We start from the raw sequence: 21,190 nt of genomic DNA on the forward strand, positions 1-21,190 counted from the left end.
TTTCACGCTCAGCTTTCGAGCGTCGATGTGTCTCCCTCCGGCAGTCCCAACTCTCTCGCTTTCAGCAACCGGCGCATGATCTTCCCGCTGCGCGTTTTCGGTAGGCTCGGCAGGAACTCGATTTCCTTCGGAGCGACGATTGCGCCGAGCCGCGCGCGAGTGAACCCCAGCAGCTCGCGACGGAGCGCCTCGCTCGGCTCATATCCGTCCTTCAACGAGACGAACGCCTTGACCACTTCCATCGCGACCGGATCCGGTTTCCCGATGACGCCGGCCTCCGCTACGGCCTTGTGCTCGATCAGGACACTCTCGACCTCGAACGGGCCGATCAGGTGCCCGGAGGTCTTGATCACATCGTCCGCGCGCCCCACGAACCAGAAGTAGCCGTCCTTGTCCCGCTTCGCCAGGTCGCCGGTGAGATACCAGCCGCCGGCGAAGCATTTTTTATAACGCTCGGGTTCGTGCCAGTACGATCGGAACATGGAGGGCCAACCCGGTCGCAGCGCGAGCTCCCCTTGCACGCCGGGTTCGTCGATCACCTCGACTTCGCCGCTGTCGGTCCGGCTGACGATCGCGGCCTCGATGCCGGGCAGGGGACGACCCATCGACCCCGGCCTGATGTCCATCGCCGCGAAGTTGGCGATCATGATGCCGCCCGTCTCGGTCTGCCACCAGTTGTCGTGGAACGGCCGCCCGAACGCCTGTTGTCCCCAGACGACCGCCTCTGCGTTGAGGGGTTCGCCGACGCTGGCGAGAAAGCGGAGAGAAGTGAGGTTGTACTTGCGGATGAGATCGACGCCGGCCTTCATCATCATGCGGATCGCGGTGGGCGCGGTATACCAGACGGAGACCCGTTGATCCTGAAGCAGACGATACCAGCGTTCCGCGTCAAAATCGCCCTCGTCGACGATGCTCGTCACACCGTTCGTCAGCGGCGCAATGATGCCGTAGGATGTGCCGGTGACCCAACCCGGATCGGCCGTGCACCAGAAGATGTCGTGCTTATGCAGGTCCAAGGCATACTTCCCGGTGATGTGATGGGCGACGACCGCCTGATGGACGTGGACCGCGCCTTTGGGGGTGCCCGTGGTCCCGCTGGTGAAATGCAGGAGGGCCATGTCTTCGGGATCGGTCGGGCCGACAGTGAACTCCGGGCCGGCTTGCTCGAGCAGCCGGCGATAGTCCTCTGTGCCCGGAACACCGGTCGGGGACCCGTCGTCGCCGATCAGCAGCACATGTTCGAGATCGGGGAGCGAGGCGCGGATGCCGGCTACCTTGCGCTGGTACAAGGTCTCGGTCGTAATCAGTACCTTGGCCTGCCCGATCGTCATCCGCGCGCGGATGGGCTCCGGTCCGAAGGCCGAAAACAGCGGACAGAAGACGCTCCGATTCTTCAGAGCGCCGAGCGCGGCGATATACAGTTCCGGAATGCGTCCGGCCAGCACAAAGACACGGTCGCCTTTCCCGACACCCAGGCGCCGAAGGGCGTTGGCAAAACGATTCGTCAGCTCGTCGAGCAGACGATACGAATAGTCCTTCATCGCGCCGTTCTTGCCGAGCCAGCGCAAGGCCAGATGGTCGGCCCGAGGGCCGCCGGCGTGGCGGGTCACCGCTTCGTGCGCGATGTTCAGGCCCCGATTGTCCGGAAGGCCGTCCAGTTCACGCCGGGCTTGCTCCCAGGAAAAAGCCGACCGGACCGCGTGGTAGTCATGGAGATGAGGCACGACCTCCCAGTCACGACGAGACTTGATGATCGGTTGCCAGGCCATGGAGATTCTTATCCCACGCGCAAGTTCTGCAAGCTGTAGGCCATCAGGCGGTCGTCGTCGATACGACGAAGCCGTTGAGATTCCGACGGTCTTGGACCGACCGCTTCAAAGGGCCCCTGTTCGCTCTGTGGCATTATTCATCACCGAGAGGCCGGCGCACGTGGACATTCGCGCCTAGAAAAGATAGCCAGTAGCGAGTAGCTGTCTTGAAAGCAACTCTCAGCCGCCGACCGTTCGAATCCTTTCGCCCGCCGCCGACTCTAACGAGCGAATCGTACGCAGGGCCTTTCGAAGGCGACCTGCGACGTGATCGGAGGTGAATCCATATGACGAGTTCGATGATCGACGGATTCTTGGCGGTCGCCGGCCTCTTCGCCACGGTTGTCACGATGGTGTGGAGCCTCTTGGTCAACGACAGAGTCGAGGCCAAGCAGGTTGCCGGAGAGAAGCGGACGGCGGTGAACCGAGCCGCTTAAGAAAGATCCCTATAAGCCGAAGGGGGTTCCGGGTGAGTGAAAGGCGGGCGATCCCGGCCCTCTCGGCTCGATGGGGTAATTGAGCATTCGACAACATGGACTGTGAAACGGACGAAGCAAGATGGTCAAAGCAATGGCAAACACGACAGTCGATCTCGATCAATGCCGGAGGTGCGGCGGGCTGATGGTTCAGGAGTCCACCGGCGACCCGCTGACGTCCGGACTGCGGTGCGTGATCTGCGGCGAGTGGATCGATCCGGTAATTCTGGCCCACCGCCGACAACGAGCGGCGCGGGATGAGGCCGAGAAGCTGTTTGCCGGCAGCGCCGGCCAGTTGAACTAACGTCAGCGCCTCAGCCCATCCGGTTCCTGGCCTACCGAACCGTCACTCCCCCGAACCTCGCTTGCGAGAGGCGTTCCGCAACAGTGATCGGGTTCCGACTGTGGAGGAACGCGACAAAGACCCCTGAAGAGGGCGGCTAGGCCCTCTCTTCGCGTCTGTCAATTCACGGCATTTCTATGCATTCATCCTGTCTGGCAAGGCCGGGCCCGTTGATTGCTTAATTATCCAGATGGATTGGTGTGCAGGCCTGGCACTTCCCCCTACCGGGAGGAGGTATGAAACCGAAAGGCGGCTTCAAGAACATGCCCAAGAGGCAGGCGAGGAAGTTCGCCAAACTCAAGGTCAAGAACGTCCAGCAACAAATCAAGAAGCAAGCCACCCGGCTGCATGGCGCCAGACCCACGGATGAAAGACGTTGAGCAGACCAGCCAGGCTCAGGCCATGATCCAAATCGATGGTTCCCGCTATTCCGGCAGCGGCACGATTGTCCGCCAGGCGGTGGCCTTTGCGGCGCTCACCGGGCGGCCCATTCACATCGTCAACGCACGCGTCCGCCGGCCCAACCCCGGTCTCCGGCCGCAGCACATCCGCGTCGTGGAGGCGATCCGGGAGTTGGTCGGCGGGACAGCCGAAGGCCTGACGGCGGGGTCGCAAGAACTGTGGTTCCGTCCGGGGCCGCTGAAGGCGCAGCCGCGGTATGTGTGGGATATCGGGACAGCCGGCTCGACCACAATGCTGGGCCTGGCTCTCATACCGGTGTTGGCGTTTGCTTCCTCGACGGTGTCGGTCGAGTTGCGGGGCGGGCTGTTCCAGGATTTTGCCCCCTCGGTCTTCCACCTTCAATACGTCGTAGCGCCGCTGCTGAAGAAGATGGGGCTGAAGGTCGAGGTGATGATGGAGCGGCCGGGCTATGTGCCGAGAGGAGAGGGCGTTCTGCGCCTGACCGTCACGCCGCCGCGGACGCCTCTTCGGAGCCTGACGCTGGAACATGCCGGCGCCGTGAGGCGAATGTGGGGGATCGCGCTCGCCTCGCATTTGGTTGAGCGGAAGGTCAGCCGGCGGATGGCCGGGGCGGCCAAGCAGGTGTTGGCGCGCGCCGGGTATGACGCGGAGATTGAAGAGCGGGACGACACCACGGCGCTCCAACCGGGAGCGGCGCTCGCCCTCTTTGCCGACGAGGAAGGCGGGGTCTGTCTGGGGGCGGATCGAGCCGGGGCCCTCAGACGGACCGCCGAGTCGATCGGAAGACACGCGGCGACGCAGCTTCTGGAGGATTTGAAAACAGGAGCCGCGCTTGACCGGTTCGCCGCGGATCAAGTGGTGCCGTTTGCGGCGCTGGCGGAGGGAGAGAGTCGGCTCTTGGCGCCGGTTATAACGGACCACCTGGCGACCGGCGCGTGGTTGGTCGAACAATTTCTCGGCGCGAGGGTGAAGATCGACGGGCGTCTCGTGTGCGTGTCCGGAGTCGGGTTCACGGGGCTTCGCAGCGATCAACAACCGGCGGAGCGTAGCGAATAGCTGATAGCTCCGAACCGTGCGCCGCCCGCGCACGTCTATGTTTCGAGACCGCCATGAGGAGAATGATGCTGTATCACCTCACCGGCAGCTTGCGCGGCCGGACGCAGTTCATCGATACGGATTCCGTGTCGTTCGGAATCGGCGAGCCCTGCGGCGGGTCGTTGTCGGTCACGAGGTGCAGATGGTCGTCGTCGGCTCGCGCGGAATGAAGGCCATCAAGCGTTTCTTGCTGGGGAGCGTGTCGCAGAAGGTCCTGGTGTATTCCGCCTGTTCGGTGCCGATCGTCCGATAGACCCGGCAACCTGACACACGAGATCGCTCGGTTGATTCGGCGTCGAGCGTGATTATCTTTAGAATGGAAGGAGGTGGCGGGAGCTTGACATGGCCGGCAACCAAGGTGGTCTGGTGACTCGCTCTTGTGCAGCCAACGTGCAAAAGAGCATCGCTTCCGGGCCAGTAGCGGGATCAAGGTCCAGGGTACGCGCTATCCACTCCCGGTGCCGTTAGGCACGGCCGTAAAACCGAGCCCTTAGAAGATGGAGGCGCGGGGTAACCAGCCGATCGGGCGCAGGAGGGTTACCGGATCGGATTCCGGCCAGTCGACGGACCCGGTGCTCCCACAAGAGTGAGCCTTTTTGTTTCACTTGTTCGCTCGAACCATCCCTTTTCTTCCCCACTTCGAAATGTCTTCGACCGCGCTTACCATACACCTGCTGCTGCGATCTTCGTGTGACCTACTGGATTGTAGGGATTGTAGCCCTCGCCCGTTGTAACACACACAAGAGCGAAGCTGGAGGATACGCTCGTCCGGGGAGACAATCTCATCAGGACGACTCAGGCTGGGAGACCAGACGGAGCGGAGGCGGGTCCAGAGAGCTGGGTCACATGGTGGAGATCTTGGAGAGGGTTTAGGCTTCCCGGCCTGCCGGGCCTGCGCACCGCCTCTGCGCTCGATCTCATGCTTCGGAGTGTTCCTCTCACCGAGGCCTCCGCTCAATTATAAGGTAAGGACGGTTGCCCGTTGATCAAGGGGCCTGTTGCCACAGTCGCCTTTCTGCATCTGTGGCGTTTTAGGACCAACAGCGCAGTTCGCTCCGAGAGGAAAAACGGACGGCCCGCAGGCAAGTCGCGTTGCCGGGCGATCAGCACGGTGCCGAGCGCGGCTTCCAGTTCCTGCGCGACCGGGAATGAGTTGGCATGCATGATGCTTAATCGTCGGCTTAAAGGGAGAAGGGGCAGAGGCATGCATATTCTGGTCGCTCTGGATGAATCCCGCTATGCCGAAACGATCATTCGCTGGATGAACGTGTTTCCCCATGCGTCCGGGACTCGGCTGACCCTGGTTCATGTCCTTGAGCCGTTTGACGTTCCTGAGGCGGTCGGAAGCTACGGCCAGGATCTTCTCAGGAAGCATCGTCTGGCGTCGGCAGAGGCGTTCCTTGAAAAAGGCATGAGATTCTTGGAGACATCGTACCAACCCGTCGCGGCCGTCGTCCGGGAAGGGCTGCCGATTTATGAACTGCTGAAGTGCGTGCGCGATACACAGCCTAGTCTGGTTGTGGCCGGCACGCGCGGATTATTGGCGGCCAAGGGTTTCATGCTGGGCAGCGTGTCCCAGCGACTTCTGCACTATGCCCCGTGTTCGGTGCTGCTGGTTCCCGCCAAAGTCGAGCCTGGCAAGAGGTTCAAGCTTCTGTTGGCGACCGACGGATCTCCCGGCGCGAAGGAGGCGGCCGGGTTGGTGGCGGGATTGCCGGATGTCAAACAGGTCACGGTGCTCAGCGCGGTACGGCCGTTCGATCACGGCGACTCGGCGAGGCAGGGGTTGGCTGCGGCCGAGTCACGAAAAGTCCGCACCGAGATCATCCAAAACCGGCGCGCAACGGCGCGCCGAGCGATCGAGGAAACGGCGGAGATCATGCAGAGGGCCGGTGCGATCGTCAAGACACGCCTGGTCTCCGGCCATCCTGCGGAAGCGATCCCCAGGGAAGCCAAGCGAGGCCGGTATGATCTGCTGGTCGTCGGCTCCCGCGGGCTGACGGGCATGACCGCCATCGCGATGGGCAGCGTTTCCACGGCCGTGGCGCAATCGGCCCCTTGCCCGGTTCTCGTCGTCAAACCGTCCGATCACACGACGCAGTCGTCACGCTGAGGAGGGAAGCGCGATGGCGGTGGCTCTCATTTCAGTCGCCGTTCAAAAGCCGGAGGCGGTCAATCTGATTCTGGGACAGGCCCATTTCATCAAGACCGTCGAAGACCTGCACGAAGCGCTCGTCACCGCGGTGCCCGGTATCGCATTCGGCCTCGCGTTTTGCGAATCGTCAGGGTCGTGTCTTGTTCGGTGGAGCGGGACGGATCAGGAGTTGATCGAGTTGGCGAAGACCAATGCTCAGGCAGTGGGGGCGGGACACAGCTTTCTGATCCTGCTGCGAAATTGCTATCCCATCAACGTCCTCCCGGTGATCCGTCAGGTGCCGGAGGTCTGTCACATCTATTGCGCGACGGCGAATCCGGTGGAGGTCATCCTCGCAGAGACCCCGCAGGGACGGGGCATTCTCGGTGTGGTGGACGGCATGAAGCCGAAAGGGATCGAACAGGAAGCCGATATCGTCGCACGAAAAGCGTTGCTCCGGCGGTTCGGGTATAAGCTGTAGTTGCGAGTGATGAGACGGCCGATCTTCAACGTGCAGAAGCATCGCGCATCGCGTCTGCATTATGATTTTCGCCTCGAAATCGGCGGCGCGCTCAAATCCTGGGCGATCCCGAAAGGACCGTCGCTCGATCCGGCGGTCAAGCGACTGGCGGTGGAAGTCGAAGATCATGACCTGGCCTACGCCGACTTCGAGGGCGTCATCGAAGAAGGACGTTATGGAGCCGGGCCGGTGCTGGTATGGGACACCGGATGGTTCGAGCCGGCAGGTCAAGGAAAGGGCGCGCAGTCGGCCGAGGCCATGTGGAAGGCGGGAACGCTGGATATCAGCTTGCACGGGCACAGGCTGCGCGGGCGGTTCTCGCTCGTCAGGATGAAAGGGCGCCCGCGGCAATGGCTGCTCATGAAGCAGCGGGATGGAGAAGCTCGGCCCGGCTTCCAGGTGACCGAGGAATGGACGACCTCGGTGCTGTCCGGCCGCTCGATCGAAGATCTGGAGCGGGAGGTTGCCGCCGGTGCGTTGAAGACCTACCGTTGCGGGTGATCGGCTCGGCGGCGGTCGGGAAGGATCACGATGATCGCTCAACAGGCGCAACCGCTCTCATCGGCGACGTCGGTGAAGGAGGCCGATCTTCCCTGGAACGTGCTCGCTACGGCCAAGGACAAGGAGCAGCGCCAATTGGCGAGGCGGCTTGGTCGATTCGGCGATTTCCGTTGGACGCAGTTTCGCGGAGTGCTGGTCGGGCGCGTCGAGGATCAGCAGGCGTTTTTCGAACAGCTCCGGCGCTGCGAAGAGAACGAACCGGGTTTTCTGCGTCCGCTGGCGAAGATGGTTCCCATTGATCGGCTTTTCACCTTCACCGTGGAAAACCTGCCGACCGTACTGAAGCAGATGATGGCGGATTATGTCGATGTGATCGATAGCGGGACCTTCTACGTGCGGGTGGAACGGCGCGGCCACGCAGGAGCGTTTCACAGCCGGGAACTGGAGCAGGGACTGGATCGAGCCGTCGCCGAGTCGTTGACGGTCCGGGGCGAGGCCCCCGTCGTCAGCTTCGACGACCCCGACGTGATCCTTGCGGTGGAAACGGTCGGGGACGAGTGCGGCGTCGGCGCGCTCACGCGGGCGCTGCGCTCGCGATTTCCGTTCATCCGGGTCCCGTAACCGGGCAAGGGGGACATGAGGTATGGCGGTGCCCAAACATCTCGAAGAAGCGGCGGCCAGATTGAAGGATGCCTCGTCGCGGATCTCACAGGTCCGCGATCTGCCGTTCACCGCCGAAAACCAGAAAGCCTGGCTGGAGGCCTTGAGCGATTTCTGTATCGCCTTATCCGATATCCAGACGTACAACAACGAGTCGGTGCACGAGAAACTGCATGAGCTGGCCGGGCGGATGGGGCTCAGAAAGTTTCCCGGGTCGGGTCGATCCAGGAGTTGAACACAGTCATCATGAGCGATGGCTCACCTGTCCGCGTGCGACGCACAGGCAGGCCCGCGCATGATGAAAATCATGAGCGGGCAAGAAGCAAGGGGCTCGGGGCAAGGGGGAAGAGCCGCGGGCCGCTAGCCTCGCGCCTATTTTCAACGGCTGACTGAGAACAGTGTCCGTGAAAGGCGGGAAATTCCCAGGCTATCCGGCCGGGTTCCGTTCTTCGCGGATATCCCGCTCGCGCAGTTTCCTGACCAGCTCTTGATATGAGGACGTGCGGATGATGTTGGCGAATTGACTGCGATAGTTCCTGACCAGGCTCACACCGTCGACCACGATGTCGTAGGCGTACCATTTCCCGTCCTTTGCCATGAGACGATAGTCCACCGGGACCTCGACCTTGCTCGAGATGAGCTTCGTCCGCACCTCCGCAAAGGAACCTTCCCGCCGCTCGGCCAGATACGCGACCTGTTCGCCGGAATACCCTTCGATCTTGCTCGCGTACCGGTCCGAGAGAAACGACCTGAACAGCCCGACAAACTCCGCCCGTTCGGCTTCGTTCAAGGTGTTCCAGGCGGCGGCCAGGACCCGCTTCGCCATCTCCGTGTAATCGAATCGCCTGCCGATCGCATCCTCCAGCAGGCGACGGCGGTGTGCGCGTTGATCGGCGGCTTGCAGGCGCTTGTCTTCAAGAATGCGGATCACCTCGTTGATCGTCGCCCGCACCACCTCTGTCGGGGATTCGGTCATGGCCGCGCGCGCGTCCGCGAGTGAGGCGCCGGCGAAAAACGCGACAGCCAGGCCTGTTGATTTGAGAATGCATGTCCTTATCTTAAGCATACGGGTATTGTACCCTCTCCCGCCGATGCGGCGAAGCGTGCCGGTCCGACCATCGCGCTCACACCGGACGGGCGGGGATCCGGAGAACCCCGCTGCGAGTGGGCCTGCTGCTCGGGGACACTTGCCACGCTCTGGGATGCAGTCGGTTTCGGCACCTGGTTGGGGGGCCCAGGTTGACGCCGCCCGCATTTTCAAGGTGCTCGCGAGTCGACAGCCGATGAGAACCGTCGCTGCGAGCTTCTACGGCGAATCTTATGGACATTCACAGGCTCTTATATAATGTAAGCGGACATGCCTTGCGCGGGTTCGGATAAACGGGACATGCGTGCAAGTCGGCGGGACGAAGGGAGCGGGAAACCGATGAGATGTGAGAACGGAAAGATGATGGAAAAGGCGGCGTTGGCCGTCTTTGTTGCGGGAGTTTTGCTGCTGGCAGGGGCTCCCCGGGCAGGCGCCGGCCTCACCGGCCGGATTCTGGTCGCCGGCTATGGACCGGAGCTGCCGGTGGTCGAGGAACTGGGCCTGGCGTTCGAGAAGGCTCACCCCGGCACCGCGATCGAGTTCGAGTGGGACAGGAATCTCAAGGCGGCGGAGATGGTCAGGTCCGGCGACGCGAAGATTGCCGTGACGGATCACGAGGAGCCGGGTCTGAAGGCTACGGCGATCGCGTGGGACGGGATCGCCGTGGTGGTGAATTTTTCCAACCCGGTCAAGGAAACGAGTAAAGACCAGATTCGGGATCTGTTCACCGGGAAGATCAGGCGCTGGTCCGAACTGGAGGGCGCGGATAAAAAGGTCGACGTGATCCATCGACCACCGGACCGGAACGTGCGGCGTGGGTTTGAGTCGTCATTGGGGATCCAGGGAGGTCAAGCTGCGGCCGGGACGATCGCACGGTCGGATCAGAAAGCGCTGAGCACCGTGTCGGGCCAGGACAATGCCGTGACGTATGTCTCCTTGAGCGAGGCGCTCAAGGCATTGGAAGATGGGGTGCCGATTCGGATCCTGCTCGTCGACAAGGTCGAGCCCGGCGAACCGACCGTGAAAGATGGGCGCTATCCCATCCGGCGTCCGGTCCTGTTTCTGACCGCCGAACACCCGGATCCATTGACGGACGCGTTCGTGACGTTCGCGCGCTCGCCGGAAGGCCAGAAGATCGTGAAGAAGATGTTCGTGCCCTACACACCTCCTGCGCCTCAGCGCGTCCAATCCTCGAGCCCCGGCTGAGGAGTGAGCCGGCATGCGGATTGCGCTGGCTGGCGACGTGATGCTGGGCAGGTTGGTGGATGAGTCGGTCATCCGAAATCCGGCCAGTTCCCCCGCGGCGATCTGGGGCGACGTCCTGCCCGTGATGCTGGCGGCCGACCGCCGGCTCATCAACCTCGAATGCGTCATCAGCGCCCGCGGCCGGCCCTGGCGCCCCTTCACGAAGGCGTTCCACTTTCGCGCCCATCCGCGCGCGATCGAGTTTCTCCAAGCCGCCGGAATCGATTGCGTCACCCTGGCGAACAACCATGTCCTGGACTACGGATCCGACGCGTTGCTGGACTGTCTGGCGTTGTTGGACCGGGCGGGGATCGCGCGGACCGGGGCCGGCCGGAACCTGAACGAAGCGTCGGCCCCGGCGCGGCTGCACTCGCCGCAAGGTCGGTTGGCGGTAGTCGCGGTGACGGACAATGAACCGGACTGGGAGGCCGGTGCTGAGAAACCCGGCGTCCACTACATCGCCTACGATCGGCGCGGTCTGCTCGAACCCCATCGGTCCCGCGTGGCCGACGTGCTCGCACGGGCCCGCGAACAGGCCGACTTCGTGATCGTCAGCGCCCATGTGGGGCCGAATTGGGGTTTTCCCTCCCCGGCGATGCGCGCCATGGCTCAGGAGGTCGTCTCACTCGGTGCGGACTTCTATTGGGGCCATTCCAACCACACGCCGCAAGGGATCGAGCTGTTCCGCGGCCGTGTGATTCTTTATTCGGCCGGGGATTTCATCGATGACTACGCAGTGGATCCGAAGGAACGCAACGACCTGTCCTTTCTGTTCACGGTCGATGTGGAACGCGGCCGGGCCGCACGTATCCGGCTGCACCCAGTTCGGATCGAGGACTTCGGCGTCCGGCTCGCGCGGGGGGAAGAAGCGGATCTCGTGAGCGGCCGCATGCGAGCCAAGTGCGCCGCGTTCGGCACGGGAGTCGAGTTTCAGAACGGCGTCGGAACGATCGCGGTGGGCTGACAATCTGTATCATTCTTGTTCAGGATTCCGCTCATGACCGGCGCGTTCGCGCGGAGGGAAACCTTCATGCCTGATCACGGCGAGGTAGGCCGGATATCCGTCTATCTCTTCAAACTGCCTGGTTCTTTCCTCTGTCCAACGATCCCGCCTCAAAAATCGTTCCACATTCCTTGCAAATCAACTTTCCGGTCTTGTTCCCATCCGGTGTTCGGTACTCGTCAACCAGACGACCGTGAACGCACTGATGTGGGGCTCTCCGCGCTTTAGGCAGAGCGTCGTTTCCGGCCTGCTTGGTCTGATTCATAAGTTCCTCCCGCCCGCACCGCAAAGAGGTGCTTCGTTTGAGGTGACGGCACTACCCACCGGTGTTCGCCAGGTTAACGAAGCCGGGCGTCGCGACGATGTCCTTCTCTGTTTGCTGCGGGAGTCCGCTCCAATAGACCTCTTCGAGTTTCCACTCGGCCTCCTTCTGGCAGCGTGGGCAAGAGATGGCCAACGTATAGCCTCCCAGATACCGATTCTGGGTTCGCTGCCCGCACGCCGCGCAAATGATGAAGAGGGATGTGTCATAGGTAAGGACATGGATGCGCAACATTCCGCACCTCCCTGTGTGAGACCAACGGTCTTGTAGTGAAGACCCTTCGGTTCAGTCCGGTTGAAATCGGTCGGGCTTGCGCAACGAAAACGAGGAAGTGAATTTTCGGTTCGCTTCTTGTGAATTGACTCTGAATAACGGGTGAATCAATGATACCCATACTCCGCTTTATGATCCTATACAAGCCACTACATACTGGCGTCTCGTGTTCCTGCTGCGCCCGTATATGGGGTCATGTAATACATGGAATATTCGCGTCCCGTCACCGCCCAGTCCGGTGCATGTCGCCTCGGCGGGCAGAGACTGGTGCAAGACATCCGACTGTCAGGTTTGACCGCGCAGCCCTGACTCGCGTCATCTTACCCTGGCAATTTCCCTACCTGTCGCAGGAAGGCCCGGCGGGAGTAGATTGTTATGGTTTATTGATCGCTCGCCGAGGGCGGAATGGCGGCCGGTTCCGGCTTGCGCCGCCCGTAGGCACAAAGGAGACTCCAGCGGCCATGTGAAACGCCGGAGACTCACGCCATGCAAAGCCGATGGTGTGACGAAAAGGCCGCCCATCTGGAAGGGCTTGAGGCGCTGGTATATGCCACGCGGACGATCGGACAGGAACCGCAATTGGTACTCTGGGGCGGAGGCAATTCATCCGCCAAGGTCGAAACAGCGGACCATTGCGGGCGGGATATCCGGGTCTTGTGGATCAAGGGCAGCGGCTCGGATATGCGGACGATCACGCCGAGTCAGTTCACCCCGCTTCGCCTTGACGACCTGCAGCTCCTCATGCAACGGGAGGCGATGTCGGATGAAGAGATGGTCGCCTATCTCGGCCGCTGCGTGTTGGACCCCCATGCGCCCAAGCCGTCCATCGAGACATTGCTGCACGCCTTTCTCCCTGCGCCGCATGTCTATCATACGCACGCCGATTCCGTCTGCGCGCTCACGGATACGTCGGACAGCGCAAAACTGATCCGGACCGTCTACGGCGATGATGTCGTATTGATCCCCTACGTCAGGCCCGGATTCCGGCTGGCCAAGCTGGTCGCAGAAGCCTATCGGCGCAGGCCGGATACGGACGCCGCCATCCTCGATAAGCATGGCTTGGTGGCGTGGGGCGACACTCCGAAGGAAGCCTATCTGCGCACGATCGAGATCGTCTCGCGGGCCGAACGATTCATCCGCCGCGCCGGAGCGGGCCGTGACCGCCGGCCGGATTCGCCGCTCGTGACGCCGGCGCCGGCCGAGCGCCGATGCCTGGCCGCTCTCCTCGCGCCGATCCTGCGCGGCGCGTTAAGCCGAGACCGTCGCGTCGTGCTGAACTTTGACGACAGCAGATCGGTGCTGGAGTTCGTCAACGACCCTCGCGCACAGACGCTCTCGCAGGTCGGACCGTTCACGCCGGATCACCTTCTCCATACCAAGGCCAAACCGCTTTTCCTGAGACTTTCACCCTCGTGGGATCAGGAATCGCTCAGGCAGATAGTGGGTCAAGCGGTCGAACGCTACCGCCGTGATTATGTCCGGCACTTCGAGCGTTATCGCTCGCCGGGCCTCACCATGCTCGATCCCCACCCGCGGGTCATCCTGGTGCCCGGCGTGGGCATGTTCACCACAGGCAAGGACCGCCGGGCGGCCCGCATCACGCACGATCTGTACCGGCATACCATGCGCGTGATCCGCGAGGCTTCCGCCATCGATACATACCGATCCCTGTCGCCGAAGGACCTGCACGAGTTCGAATACTGGCCGCTCGAGAACTTCAAGCTGACGCTGCTGCCGCCGGAAAAACAATTGTCCCGGCGAATCGCGCTGGTGACCGGCGCGGCCGGCGGGATCGGTCGGGCGATTGCGGGCCTGTTGGTCCGGGAGGGGGCTTCGGTAATCCTGGCCGATCTGGATCGGGACAGAGCGCGGACTCTGTCCGAGGAACTCAATGCACAGTCCGGCGAAGAGAACACCGTCGCGATCGCGATGGATGTCACCCGTGAGGCCGGTGTGGTCGAGGGATTCAGCAAGGCGGTCCTAGCCTACGGCGGGCTGGATATCCTGGTGTCCAATGCGGGGATTGCGCGGAGCGCTCCGGTCGATCGGCTCACGCTGAAGGATTGGAATGAGACCCTGGCGGTGAACGCGACCGGGCATTTCCTGGTCTGTCGGGAGGCCATGCAGGTCTTCAAGCGGCAGGGGCTCGGCGGGAATATCGTCGTGGTGGCGAGCAAGAACGCGTTGGCGCCGGGCAAACATTTTGGTCCCTACTCCGCCTCGAAGGCGGCGCAAGTCCAATTGGCTCGCATCCTCGCCCTCGAAGGAGCGGAGTATGGCGTGCGGGTCAACGTCGTCAATCCCGATGCCGTGTTCGAAGGGTCCGGTCTGTGGTCCGCCGAACTCCGGCGGGCCCGCGCGACGGCGTATGGAATTCCCGTCGAGAGCATCGAAGCCTATTGCGTGTCGCGCAGCCTCTTGAAGGTCAAAGTCCTACCCCAGGATGTGGCCGAAGCCGTCTTGTTCCTGGCGTCCGACCGGTCTGCAAAGACCACCGGCGCCATCCTTCCTGTCGACGGCGGCGTGAAGGAGGCGTTTCCCCGCTGAGAGCGACGGCAACGGGGCCGTCTTGTGCAGCCGCGTTTCGTTAAAGGTTAAGCGTTAACCGTTCAACGTGAAACGTCTTGAGGCGATTAACGCATAACATCCAACGATGAATGGGCCGCCGCACCCGCCAAGCGCGGGTACCCGGCCGGCGGACTGTTTCAACATCCTGCTGGAGCTGACTGCCTCAGGCTAAGTAGGCTGCGACGATGCCGGAGAGCACGATCCCATCGAACGTGCCCGCCCCGCCGATGCTGGCCATGCCGGTCGCGATTCGCTCGACATCGCGAAGGTGCAACAGATCGGCGCCGATGAGCGGGCCGAGCACACCGGCGATGAAGGCCACGGGTGTCGCCTGCTCCGGTGCGAGTACCAAGGCGCTGATCGCCGCCGTGAACGGCGGAACGAACCCCGGCAACGCGATGCCGATCCCTTCGATCGGTTTGGCCGTCCAGTAACACACCGCCGCGGTGATCGCGGCGGCCACGACCAACCCTGAGACGCTCTCCGGGCCCTCTCCAAGAAGGTAGGCCGTCTCATAAGCGGCCAGGCCGACCGGGACGACGCATCCGCCGACATTCACCGCGATCACGGTCTCCCGGCGGATCCGCCGGAATCTAGGCCACCATCCGGGAATTCCGAACACCGCGAACGGATCCGCGAGAAGGGTCTCCGTCCGGGCGATCCGCTTCACCGGGACGTTGACCGCACCGCCGATAAAGATCGCCAGCACCAGCAGCGCAGCGGTGGCGGGTTCCAGCTTCAGTTTGAGGAGCGCCGCCGTGAAGAGATGGCCGAAGACGACCGGAAGCAGGACGAGCAGGAGCAGAAACAGGATGAGCGGGAAGCAACCCCAGGGCTTCATGGACGGCGGACGATCTCTTGATCTGCTCCCCATCCTCAACCATCATAGGGAGCCGAGTCAATGAATGAAGGGGGTACGTCGCGATGTCGTCATCTCGAACCCGTCGTGAGCCGGCGCCGTCGGGCGCGGTCGGCGAATCCTTCCGCATCAAGATGGTGCAGACTCTCCGGAAGGTACCCTACGACGTCCGGGTGGCGGCGCTCAAGGAGGCGGATTACAACGTGCTGCGCCTGCCGCGCGACCGCGTGTATCTGGACTTCGGCACCGCCCGCGGGAATGCGGGTCTCACCGACAAGCAACTGTCCGCCTTGATGATCGGGGACGAGGCCTACGCCGGGAGCGCGAACTTTTACGCGCTCGAAGAGACATGCCGCCAGGTCTTCGGGAAACGGTTCACCGTCCCGACCCATCAAGGGCGAGGGGCCGAGCATTTGATCCTTCGCGGGCTCCTTCGAGCCGGCGAGACCGTCGTCACCAACGGCAACCTCTGTACGCTCACCGCGCTCGCGACGCAGGCGGGCCTTCGCGTCGAGACGCTCCTGACGGAGGAAGCGTACGATCCGCGCGCGAAGGAGGCGTTTAAGGCCGACCTCCCGGTCGATCGTTTGGAGGGGCGGCTGAAGGCCGGCGGAGTCCGTCTCCTGCTCGTCGGCGCGAGCGTCCCGCAGTTCGGCGGCCAGCCTCTCTCGTTAGACAACCTCCAGGCCTGCGCCTCGCTCGCCCGCCGCTACGGGGCTCCGGTGGTGTTGGACGCGTCGATGCTGGCGTCCGCCGCCTTTCTCTACAAGGTCAACCGGGCGGCGGCCGGCGGGGTGCCCGATCTCATCCGGCGCTATGCCGACGCCTGCGACATTCTGTACCTGAGCGGGCGCGAAGACGCCGGCTGCCATACGGGCGGCCTCATCGCCACGAACGACGAGCAGTGGCACGTCGCGTTCCGCAGTTCGGTCGTGGTCTATGAAGGGTTGCACACCTACGGCGGCCAAGCCGGTCGCGACATGCAGGTTCTGGCTCAGGGGCTCCGGGACATGCTGGACGAAAGCTACTTGGCCTTCCGCCGGCGCAAGCTGGAGTACCTGGCCGGGTATCTGGAGGAGGCCGGCTTTCCGGTGCATCGACCGCTCGGTTTTTCGGGTGTGGTGATCGACACGCCGAGCGTCTCAGCCTGCGGTCTCACGGATCTGGGCGATCACACGTGGCGCTCCGCCAACCTGGCCGCCTTGTTCTATCTCGTCTCCGGCATCCGCACCCGCCCGTTGGACGGAAGGGCCTTCGGGCGACAGGGCGATCTGCTGGGCGTCTATGTCCCGCGCCGCTGCTACACCGAACGGCAGATCGACTACCTGATCGAAAGCTTCGAGCACCTCGCGCGGTACCGTATCGCCCATCCGCTCCGGGTCCGCGAGGCCGAGGCGCCGGCTCCTGAATTGACGCGCTTCGCGGTCGACGGCCCGTTCATCACCGAGTATCACAATGACTTCGCGCCGACCCACACGCCGGAACCCTACTTCATCAAGGTCGTCGAGCCCTTCCGGCTCAAGTCCGCGGCGGAGCGGACGCGCGCCATCAGGAAAGCGGGGTTCAACACCTTTCTGCTCCGGTCCGAGGATATTTACATCGATCTGCTCACCGATTCCGGCACCGCCGCAATGAGCAACCGGCAGTGGGCCATGATGCTCGAAGTCCAGGAATCGGAACTCGGGAGCGAAGCCTCGCGCCTCTTCGTCGAGCGGTGCCGGGAGGTGCTGGGCTTCCGGCACATCCTGCCGACGCACCAGGGGCGCGCCGCCGAGCACCTCCTCTCCCAAGCCATGATCCGCCCCGGCCAATACGTGATCAACAACATGTACTTCACGACGACGCGGGAGCACCAGGAGCGGGCGGGCGGCGTCTTCGTCGATCTGATCGTGGACGAGGCCTACGACCCTCGTTCGGCGTATCCCTTCAAAGGGGACCTCGACCCGAAGAAGCTCGCGGACTTCATCGCGAAACACGGCGCGGAACGCATCGCGTATGTGTGCATTGAGACCAACGTGAACATGGCCGGCGGCCAGCCGGTCTCGCTGGGGACGACGAAAGAGATCTCGGCCATCTGCCGCTACCATCGCATCCCGGTCATCTTCGATGCGACGCGGGTGGCGGAGAACGCCTACTTGATCAAGCAGCGGGAAGCGGCCTATGCGGGCTGGACGATCAAGGAGATTATCCGGGAACTCATGGCGCAGGGAGACGGGTGCACGATTTCCGCGAAGAAGGATGTGTTGGTGAACATCGGCGGCATTCTCGGGGTGAACGATCCGAAGCTGTACGAGCGTTGCGCCGCCTTGTGTGCGACGTTCGAAGGAACGCCCTGGTCCGGAGGGCTGGCCAGTCGGGATCTGGCCGCCATGGCGGTGGGGTTGGAAGAGATGACCGACTTCGACTACATCAGCTCGCGCGTCGAGCAGGTTCATTATTTATGGACGCGCGTGCAGGAGGCCGGGGTGCCGGTGGTCGAGCCGCCGGGCGGCCACGCCGTCTTTCTGGACGCGCAGGCGTTTCTTCCCCACATCGCGCAGGAAGCGTTTCCGGCGCAGCGCCTGGCTGCAGCTCTGTACGAGACCTCGGGGGTGCGCGGGATGGAGCGGGGCATTGTCTCCGCCGGGCGCGATCCGGCCACCGGGCGGCACAGAGGGTCCAAACTGGAGCTGGTGCGATTGACCATTCCCCGGCGCGTCTACACGTACAGCCACATGGACGTCGTCGCCGACGGCGTCATTGAGGTGTTCCGGCAACGGGAGCGGCTCACAGGACTCCGCATGGTCTACGAACCCCCGACGCTGCGCTTCTTCACCGCCCGATTCGAGCCGATGTGAACGACTCTCTCCGCGCGGCGGGTTGCAGAAGGAACAGGTGGCCGGCCGCTTCATCGCGTCGGTCGCTGTTGCCGAATCCGGCGATCGCCGGAAAGCGGCTCGCGCAGAGCCGGGCCAGGGTCCCTTCTGTAATAGGCGATGCCAAGGAAACGTAGGCCGCGACGGGCTGGGCGTTCGCGTGGGAGGTGAGAAAGTCGATGTGCCACCGGCGGATCTTGTCGCGGCGCAGATGGCGCGCGAGACGGTGGGCCAAGGTCACCGAGCGGCCACGGGCCGATCCGACGTAGCCATACAATCCTCTGATGAACCGAATCCGCCCCAACCCTCCCACGCGCATGATGCTGGGTGTCATGGCAATCGCCAAGAGGTAGCAACCTCTTAAGCCCGAGAGGCGATCCAACGTGAGAACCGGTCTGAGTCCCCATTGACGCAGGAGACGGTCGAGAGGCGGAGCGAGCGGCGCGAGGCGCGCGGTCATGCCGTGCGAAGTCGTTGCAACTCGCGACACAGGTTGGTCCAATGCGTGCCCGGCCAGTACACACGGCCGCATTGCGGGCACCGGATGAATTCACGATACTGGGCCGCGACGAATGGCGGAACGAGGGGTGCCGCCTGCTCCTTCGCAATGGGCTCCAAGAGCGCGTTACAGTCGGCGCAGCGGTACGCCGCTTGCCCGTTCGGGTCCAAGCACAAGCCTAACTCCCGGTTAAGTTGTCGAAGTTGGTCGTGCACGCGGTCGCCGGCGATCAGGGTGTGCCGGCCGCGGAGGATCCTGCGTTGGGCGAGGTACGTGTCGCGGGTCAGCAGCCAACGGTTCTCGTGGAGCACACGCTGGATCAGCACATCGTCGGCAATGACCTTCTCGTAAGCCGTGTCATAGCCGAGGATGCGCAACCAGCGGGCCAGCTTGCCTAGCATGGCGTCGGCGAAGAAGCGGTAGAACGGGGAATGCGGCGACTTCATGGCGTAGGCTTATTCTACCTTGCGCCTGGCCTCGGCAGCGATGGGGAGTTCACCGAATGAATGTTCGATCGCTGCTCATCCCCCTGCTACTCGGAGGTTGCGCCTCGCCGGTTGAGGGCCTGTGGCCGCCAGCGGCGGGCGCCCCTTCGCACATGATTCATGTCTCGCTCGACACCTGGCATGCGATGATCGCGTTCCCCGGTGACACCCCTCACGCGTATGAGGAATGGGGCTATGCCGAGCGCGCGTGGTATCTGGAAGGCCGGCAGGGGATCGGCGGGGTCCTCCGCGCGCTCTCTTGGCCGACCGAGGGGGTGGTGGAAGTGGGACATCACGACAAGGTCTGGGCGGATCGTACGCCGCAGCCGCCGGCCGAGCTGTTCACGTTTCACCTGAGCGAGGAAGGGCTTCGATGGCTCCGCGCCCACCTGAGCGCGACGATTGCGTCCCAGGAGCCGGTCGCCACAGTCGGGACCACAACGTTCTATCCCGCGGTTCACTCGTATCAGGCCTTCCATACCTGCCATCAGTACGCTGCTCACGCGTTAAGGGAAGCCGGTCTGCCGATCGCCCCGTTCCTGGCGTTCAGCCGGGGCGCCTTCGCCGTGCAACTGCGGCGCGCGGCGGGGAGGCCGGATAGCGCGCGGCTGCCGCCTCCGCGCTGAGGTTGGTATAATCCGGTGGACACAGTTCCGAAAATAGTTGTCATGAGCGCGAGGCGCCCACCCGTGTACGATGAGTCCGCTCACCTTCTCCCCCCCCAACATGGGGGGGAGGGGGCATTATCAGAACAGCCGGTAGCGAATAGCTGGTAGCCAAAAAACGTGATGCGTGATCCGTGAATCGTTAAACGTGAACCGTGGATCGTGACCTGTGCAGCCCACGATGAACGAATAACGGTTAACGAGTAACGAGTCTCTGTTGACCATTGACCGGTGACCATTGACGGTTGACGAATGACGCTTGACGAGTGACGGATATGACCACGGTCGTCCCGACGAAATACTGGCATCGCCTCGATGACGGGCGTATTCAGTGCGACCTCTGCCCGCGCTTCTGCAAGTTGCACGAGGGCCAGCAGGGCTTATGTTTCGTGCGGGCTCGGCAGGAGGATCGCATCGTATTGACCACCTATGGCCGGTCGAGCGGGTTCTGTGTGGATCCGATCGAGAAGAAACCGTTGAATCACTTTCTCCCCGGTACGTCCGTGTTGTCGTTCGGGACGGCCGGGTGCAACCTCTCCTGCAAGTTTTGCCAAAACTGGGACATGAGCAAGTCCCGGGAGATGGACCGGCTTGCCGATCAGGCTTCGCCGGAGACCATCGCACGGACCGCCGAGCGACTCGGCTGTCGCAGCGTCGCCTTCACCTACAATGATCCGGTGATTTTCCACGAATACGCCATCGACGTGGCCCAAGCCTGTCGCGCGCGCGGCGTCAAATCCGTCGCGGTGACAGCAGGCTATGTGTGCGAAAAGCCGCGCGAGGAGTTCTACCGGAACATGGATGCGGCCAACGTGGATCTCAAGGGCTTCACCGAACGGTTCTATAAGCAGATTTGCGCCGGCAGCTTGCAGCCTGTGCTGGACACGCTGCTCAATCTCAAACATCATACGACTGTGTGGTTCGAAATCACCGCGCTGCTGATCCCCGGAGAGAACGATTCGGAACAGGAGCTGGAAGCCCTTACGGAATGGATCGTGGAGCGATTGGGGCCGGAGGTGCCGATCCACTTCACGGCATTCCATCCGGACTGGAAAATGCTCGACCGACCTCCGACTCCGGCGGCCACATTGACGAAAGCTAGGCGCATCGCGATCAAGAACGGCCTTCGCTACGCCTTCACCGGGAACGTCCACGATGAGGACGGCGGCAGCACCTACTGCCATCGGTGCGGCCGCCGGCTGATCGGGCGCGATTGGTACGAGCTGACGGAATGGAATCTCACCGCGGAGGGCTCCTGCCGATTCTGCAGCCGATCCTGCACCGGAGTTTTTGAAGGTTGGCCCGGCTCTTGGGGCGCCCGCCGTCTCCCCGTGAGGCTCAGAGATTTCACCGAGCCTCTCCGCTGACC

At 62.9% G+C, this 21,190-nt stretch carries 23 protein-coding genes and 1 pseudogene; 17 read left to right on the forward strand and 7 right to left on the reverse strand.

Going from position 1 to position 21,190, the window contains the following annotated elements:
• Positions 1–8 precede the first annotated feature (8 nt).
• The gene (gene acsA, locus AB1555_06335; protein MEW6246313.1) at positions 9–1,769 is read right to left on the reverse strand and encodes an acetate--CoA ligase; all 1,761 of its coding nucleotides are present in this window, start codon (positions 1,767–1,769) and stop codon (positions 9–11) included.
• Positions 1,770–2,095: 326 nt separating this feature from the next.
• Between acsA and AB1555_06340 the strand changes: the two genes are divergently transcribed.
• The 5 genes from AB1555_06340 to AB1555_06360 all read left to right on the forward strand — a co-directional run bounded on the left by AB1555_06340 (position 2,096) and on the right by AB1555_06360 (position 4,398).
• Entirely contained in the window at positions 2,096–2,245 is a 150-nt protein-coding gene (locus AB1555_06340; GenBank protein ID MEW6246314.1) for a hypothetical protein, read from the forward strand.
• Positions 2,246–2,366: 121 nt separating this feature from the next.
• Positions 2,367–2,588 carry a hypothetical protein gene (locus AB1555_06345; GenBank protein ID MEW6246315.1) on the forward strand — a complete coding sequence of 74 codons (222 nt, stop codon included), beginning with the start codon at positions 2,367–2,369 and terminating at the stop codon, positions 2,586–2,588.
• Positions 2,589–2,863: 275 nt separating this feature from the next.
• Complete coding sequence (locus tag AB1555_06350) at positions 2,864–3,007, forward strand: hypothetical protein (protein ID MEW6246316.1); 144 nt, start codon at positions 2,864–2,866, stop codon at positions 3,005–3,007.
• Positions 2,994–4,106, forward strand: coding sequence for an RNA 3'-terminal phosphate cyclase (rtcA, locus tag AB1555_06355; GenBank protein ID MEW6246317.1), 1,113 nt, complete (start codon positions 2,994–2,996; stop codon positions 4,104–4,106). The genes AB1555_06350 and rtcA overlap by 14 nt, the downstream gene beginning before the upstream one ends.
• Before the next feature lie 37 nt (positions 4,107–4,143).
• The gene (locus AB1555_06360) at positions 4,144–4,398 is read left to right on the forward strand and encodes a universal stress protein (GenBank protein ID MEW6246318.1); all 255 of its coding nucleotides are present in this window, start codon (positions 4,144–4,146) and stop codon (positions 4,396–4,398) included.
• A 701-nt stretch (positions 4,399–5,099) separates the two neighbouring features.
• On the opposite strand, the gene AB1555_06365 is transcribed toward AB1555_06360, so the two are convergent.
• A complete protein-coding gene (locus AB1555_06365) occupies positions 5,100–5,309 on the reverse strand; it encodes a hypothetical protein (protein MEW6246319.1) in 210 nt (69 codons plus the stop codon).
• A gap of 40 nt (positions 5,310–5,349) precedes the next feature.
• On the opposite strand from AB1555_06365, the gene AB1555_06370 reads away from it, so the two are divergent.
• Genes AB1555_06370 through AB1555_06390 form a run of 5 tightly spaced genes read left to right on the forward strand, consistent with a single transcriptional unit; the run spans position 5,350 to position 8,195 of the window.
• Positions 5,350–6,258, forward strand: a complete 909-nt coding sequence (locus tag AB1555_06370; GenBank protein ID MEW6246320.1) for a universal stress protein — start codon at positions 5,350–5,352, stop codon at positions 6,256–6,258.
• Positions 6,259–6,277: 19 nt separating this feature from the next.
• Positions 6,278–6,760: an adenosine-specific kinase gene (locus tag AB1555_06375; GenBank protein MEW6246321.1), complete on the forward strand. Its 483-nt coding sequence runs from the start codon at positions 6,278–6,280 to the stop codon at positions 6,758–6,760.
• 9 nt (positions 6,761–6,769) lie between these two features.
• Positions 6,770–7,300, forward strand: a complete 531-nt coding sequence (locus AB1555_06380; GenBank protein ID MEW6246322.1) for a DNA polymerase ligase N-terminal domain-containing protein — start codon at positions 6,770–6,772, stop codon at positions 7,298–7,300.
• 30 nt (positions 7,301–7,330) lie between these two features.
• Complete coding sequence (locus AB1555_06385; GenBank protein MEW6246323.1) at positions 7,331–7,921, forward strand: THUMP domain-containing protein; 591 nt, start codon at positions 7,331–7,333, stop codon at positions 7,919–7,921.
• 22 nt (positions 7,922–7,943) lie between these two features.
• Complete coding sequence (locus AB1555_06390) at positions 7,944–8,195, forward strand: hypothetical protein (protein MEW6246324.1); 252 nt, start codon at positions 7,944–7,946, stop codon at positions 8,193–8,195.
• Positions 8,196–8,387: 192 nt separating this feature from the next.
• On the opposite strand, the gene AB1555_06395 is transcribed toward AB1555_06390, so the two are convergent.
• Complete coding sequence (locus AB1555_06395; GenBank protein MEW6246325.1) at positions 8,388–8,936, reverse strand: ABC transporter substrate-binding protein; 549 nt, start codon at positions 8,934–8,936, stop codon at positions 8,388–8,390.
• Between the two features lie 450 nt (positions 8,937–9,386).
• On the opposite strand from AB1555_06395, the gene AB1555_06400 reads away from it, so the two are divergent.
• Positions 9,387–10,253 carry a substrate-binding domain-containing protein gene (locus AB1555_06400; protein ID MEW6246326.1) on the forward strand — a complete coding sequence of 289 codons (867 nt, stop codon included), beginning with the start codon at positions 9,387–9,389 and terminating at the stop codon, positions 10,251–10,253.
• A gap of 13 nt (positions 10,254–10,266) precedes the next feature.
• The gene (locus AB1555_06405) at positions 10,267–11,256 is read left to right on the forward strand and encodes a CapA family protein (GenBank protein MEW6246327.1); all 990 of its coding nucleotides are present in this window, start codon (positions 10,267–10,269) and stop codon (positions 11,254–11,256) included.
• A 355-nt stretch (positions 11,257–11,611) separates the two neighbouring features.
• On the opposite strand, the gene AB1555_06410 is transcribed toward AB1555_06405, so the two are convergent.
• The gene (locus AB1555_06410) at positions 11,612–11,851 is read right to left on the reverse strand and encodes a hypothetical protein (protein ID MEW6246328.1); all 240 of its coding nucleotides are present in this window, start codon (positions 11,849–11,851) and stop codon (positions 11,612–11,614) included.
• Between the two features lie 525 nt (positions 11,852–12,376).
• On the opposite strand from AB1555_06410, the gene rhaD reads away from it, so the two are divergent.
• Complete coding sequence (rhaD, locus tag AB1555_06415; GenBank protein MEW6246329.1) at positions 12,377–14,437, forward strand: bifunctional rhamnulose-1-phosphate aldolase/short-chain dehydrogenase; 2,061 nt, start codon at positions 12,377–12,379, stop codon at positions 14,435–14,437.
• Between the two features lie 184 nt (positions 14,438–14,621).
• Here rhaD and AB1555_06420 read toward each other — a convergent pair whose 3' ends face one another.
• Complete coding sequence (locus tag AB1555_06420; protein ID MEW6246330.1) at positions 14,622–15,299, reverse strand: DUF1614 domain-containing protein; 678 nt, start codon at positions 15,297–15,299, stop codon at positions 14,622–14,624.
• A gap of 83 nt (positions 15,300–15,382) precedes the next feature.
• Here AB1555_06420 and AB1555_06425 point away from each other — a divergent pair.
• Both AB1555_06425 and AB1555_06430 read left to right on the forward strand, forming a co-directional pair.
• Positions 15,383–16,663: pseudogene (locus tag AB1555_06425) on the forward strand (tryptophanase).
• Positions 16,664–16,756: 93 nt separating this feature from the next.
• Positions 16,757–18,154, forward strand: coding sequence for a tryptophanase (locus tag AB1555_06430; GenBank protein ID MEW6246331.1), 1,398 nt, complete (start codon positions 16,757–16,759; stop codon positions 18,152–18,154).
• Here AB1555_06430 and AB1555_06435 read toward each other — a convergent pair.
• Both AB1555_06435 and AB1555_06440 read right to left on the reverse strand, forming a co-directional pair.
• A complete protein-coding gene (locus tag AB1555_06435) occupies positions 18,129–18,632 on the reverse strand; it encodes a GIY-YIG nuclease family protein (GenBank protein ID MEW6246332.1) in 504 nt (167 codons plus the stop codon). The genes AB1555_06430 and AB1555_06435 overlap by 26 nt on opposite strands.
• Entirely contained in the window at positions 18,629–19,117 is a 489-nt protein-coding gene (locus AB1555_06440) for a Mut7-C RNAse domain-containing protein (GenBank protein ID MEW6246333.1), read from the reverse strand. The genes AB1555_06435 and AB1555_06440 overlap by 4 nt, the downstream gene beginning before the upstream one ends.
• A 56-nt stretch (positions 19,118–19,173) precedes the next feature.
• Here AB1555_06440 and AB1555_06445 point away from each other — a divergent pair, with 56 nt between their 5' ends.
• On the forward strand, positions 19,174–19,782 hold the full coding sequence (locus AB1555_06445; protein MEW6246334.1) for a DUF2459 domain-containing protein: 609 nt from the start codon (positions 19,174–19,176) through the stop codon (positions 19,780–19,782).
• A 314-nt stretch (positions 19,783–20,096) separates the two neighbouring features.
• Positions 20,097–21,188 (forward strand): AmmeMemoRadiSam system radical SAM enzyme, encoded by a 1,092-nt coding sequence (gene amrS, locus AB1555_06450; GenBank protein ID MEW6246335.1) that lies wholly within the window; start codon positions 20,097–20,099, stop codon positions 21,186–21,188.
• The last annotated feature ends 2 nt before the right edge of the window (positions 21,189–21,190 follow it).

The organism is Nitrospirota bacterium (assembly GCA_040755395.1).
Lineage (GTDB): Bacteria > Nitrospirota > Nitrospiria > Nitrospirales > Nitrospiraceae > DATLZU01.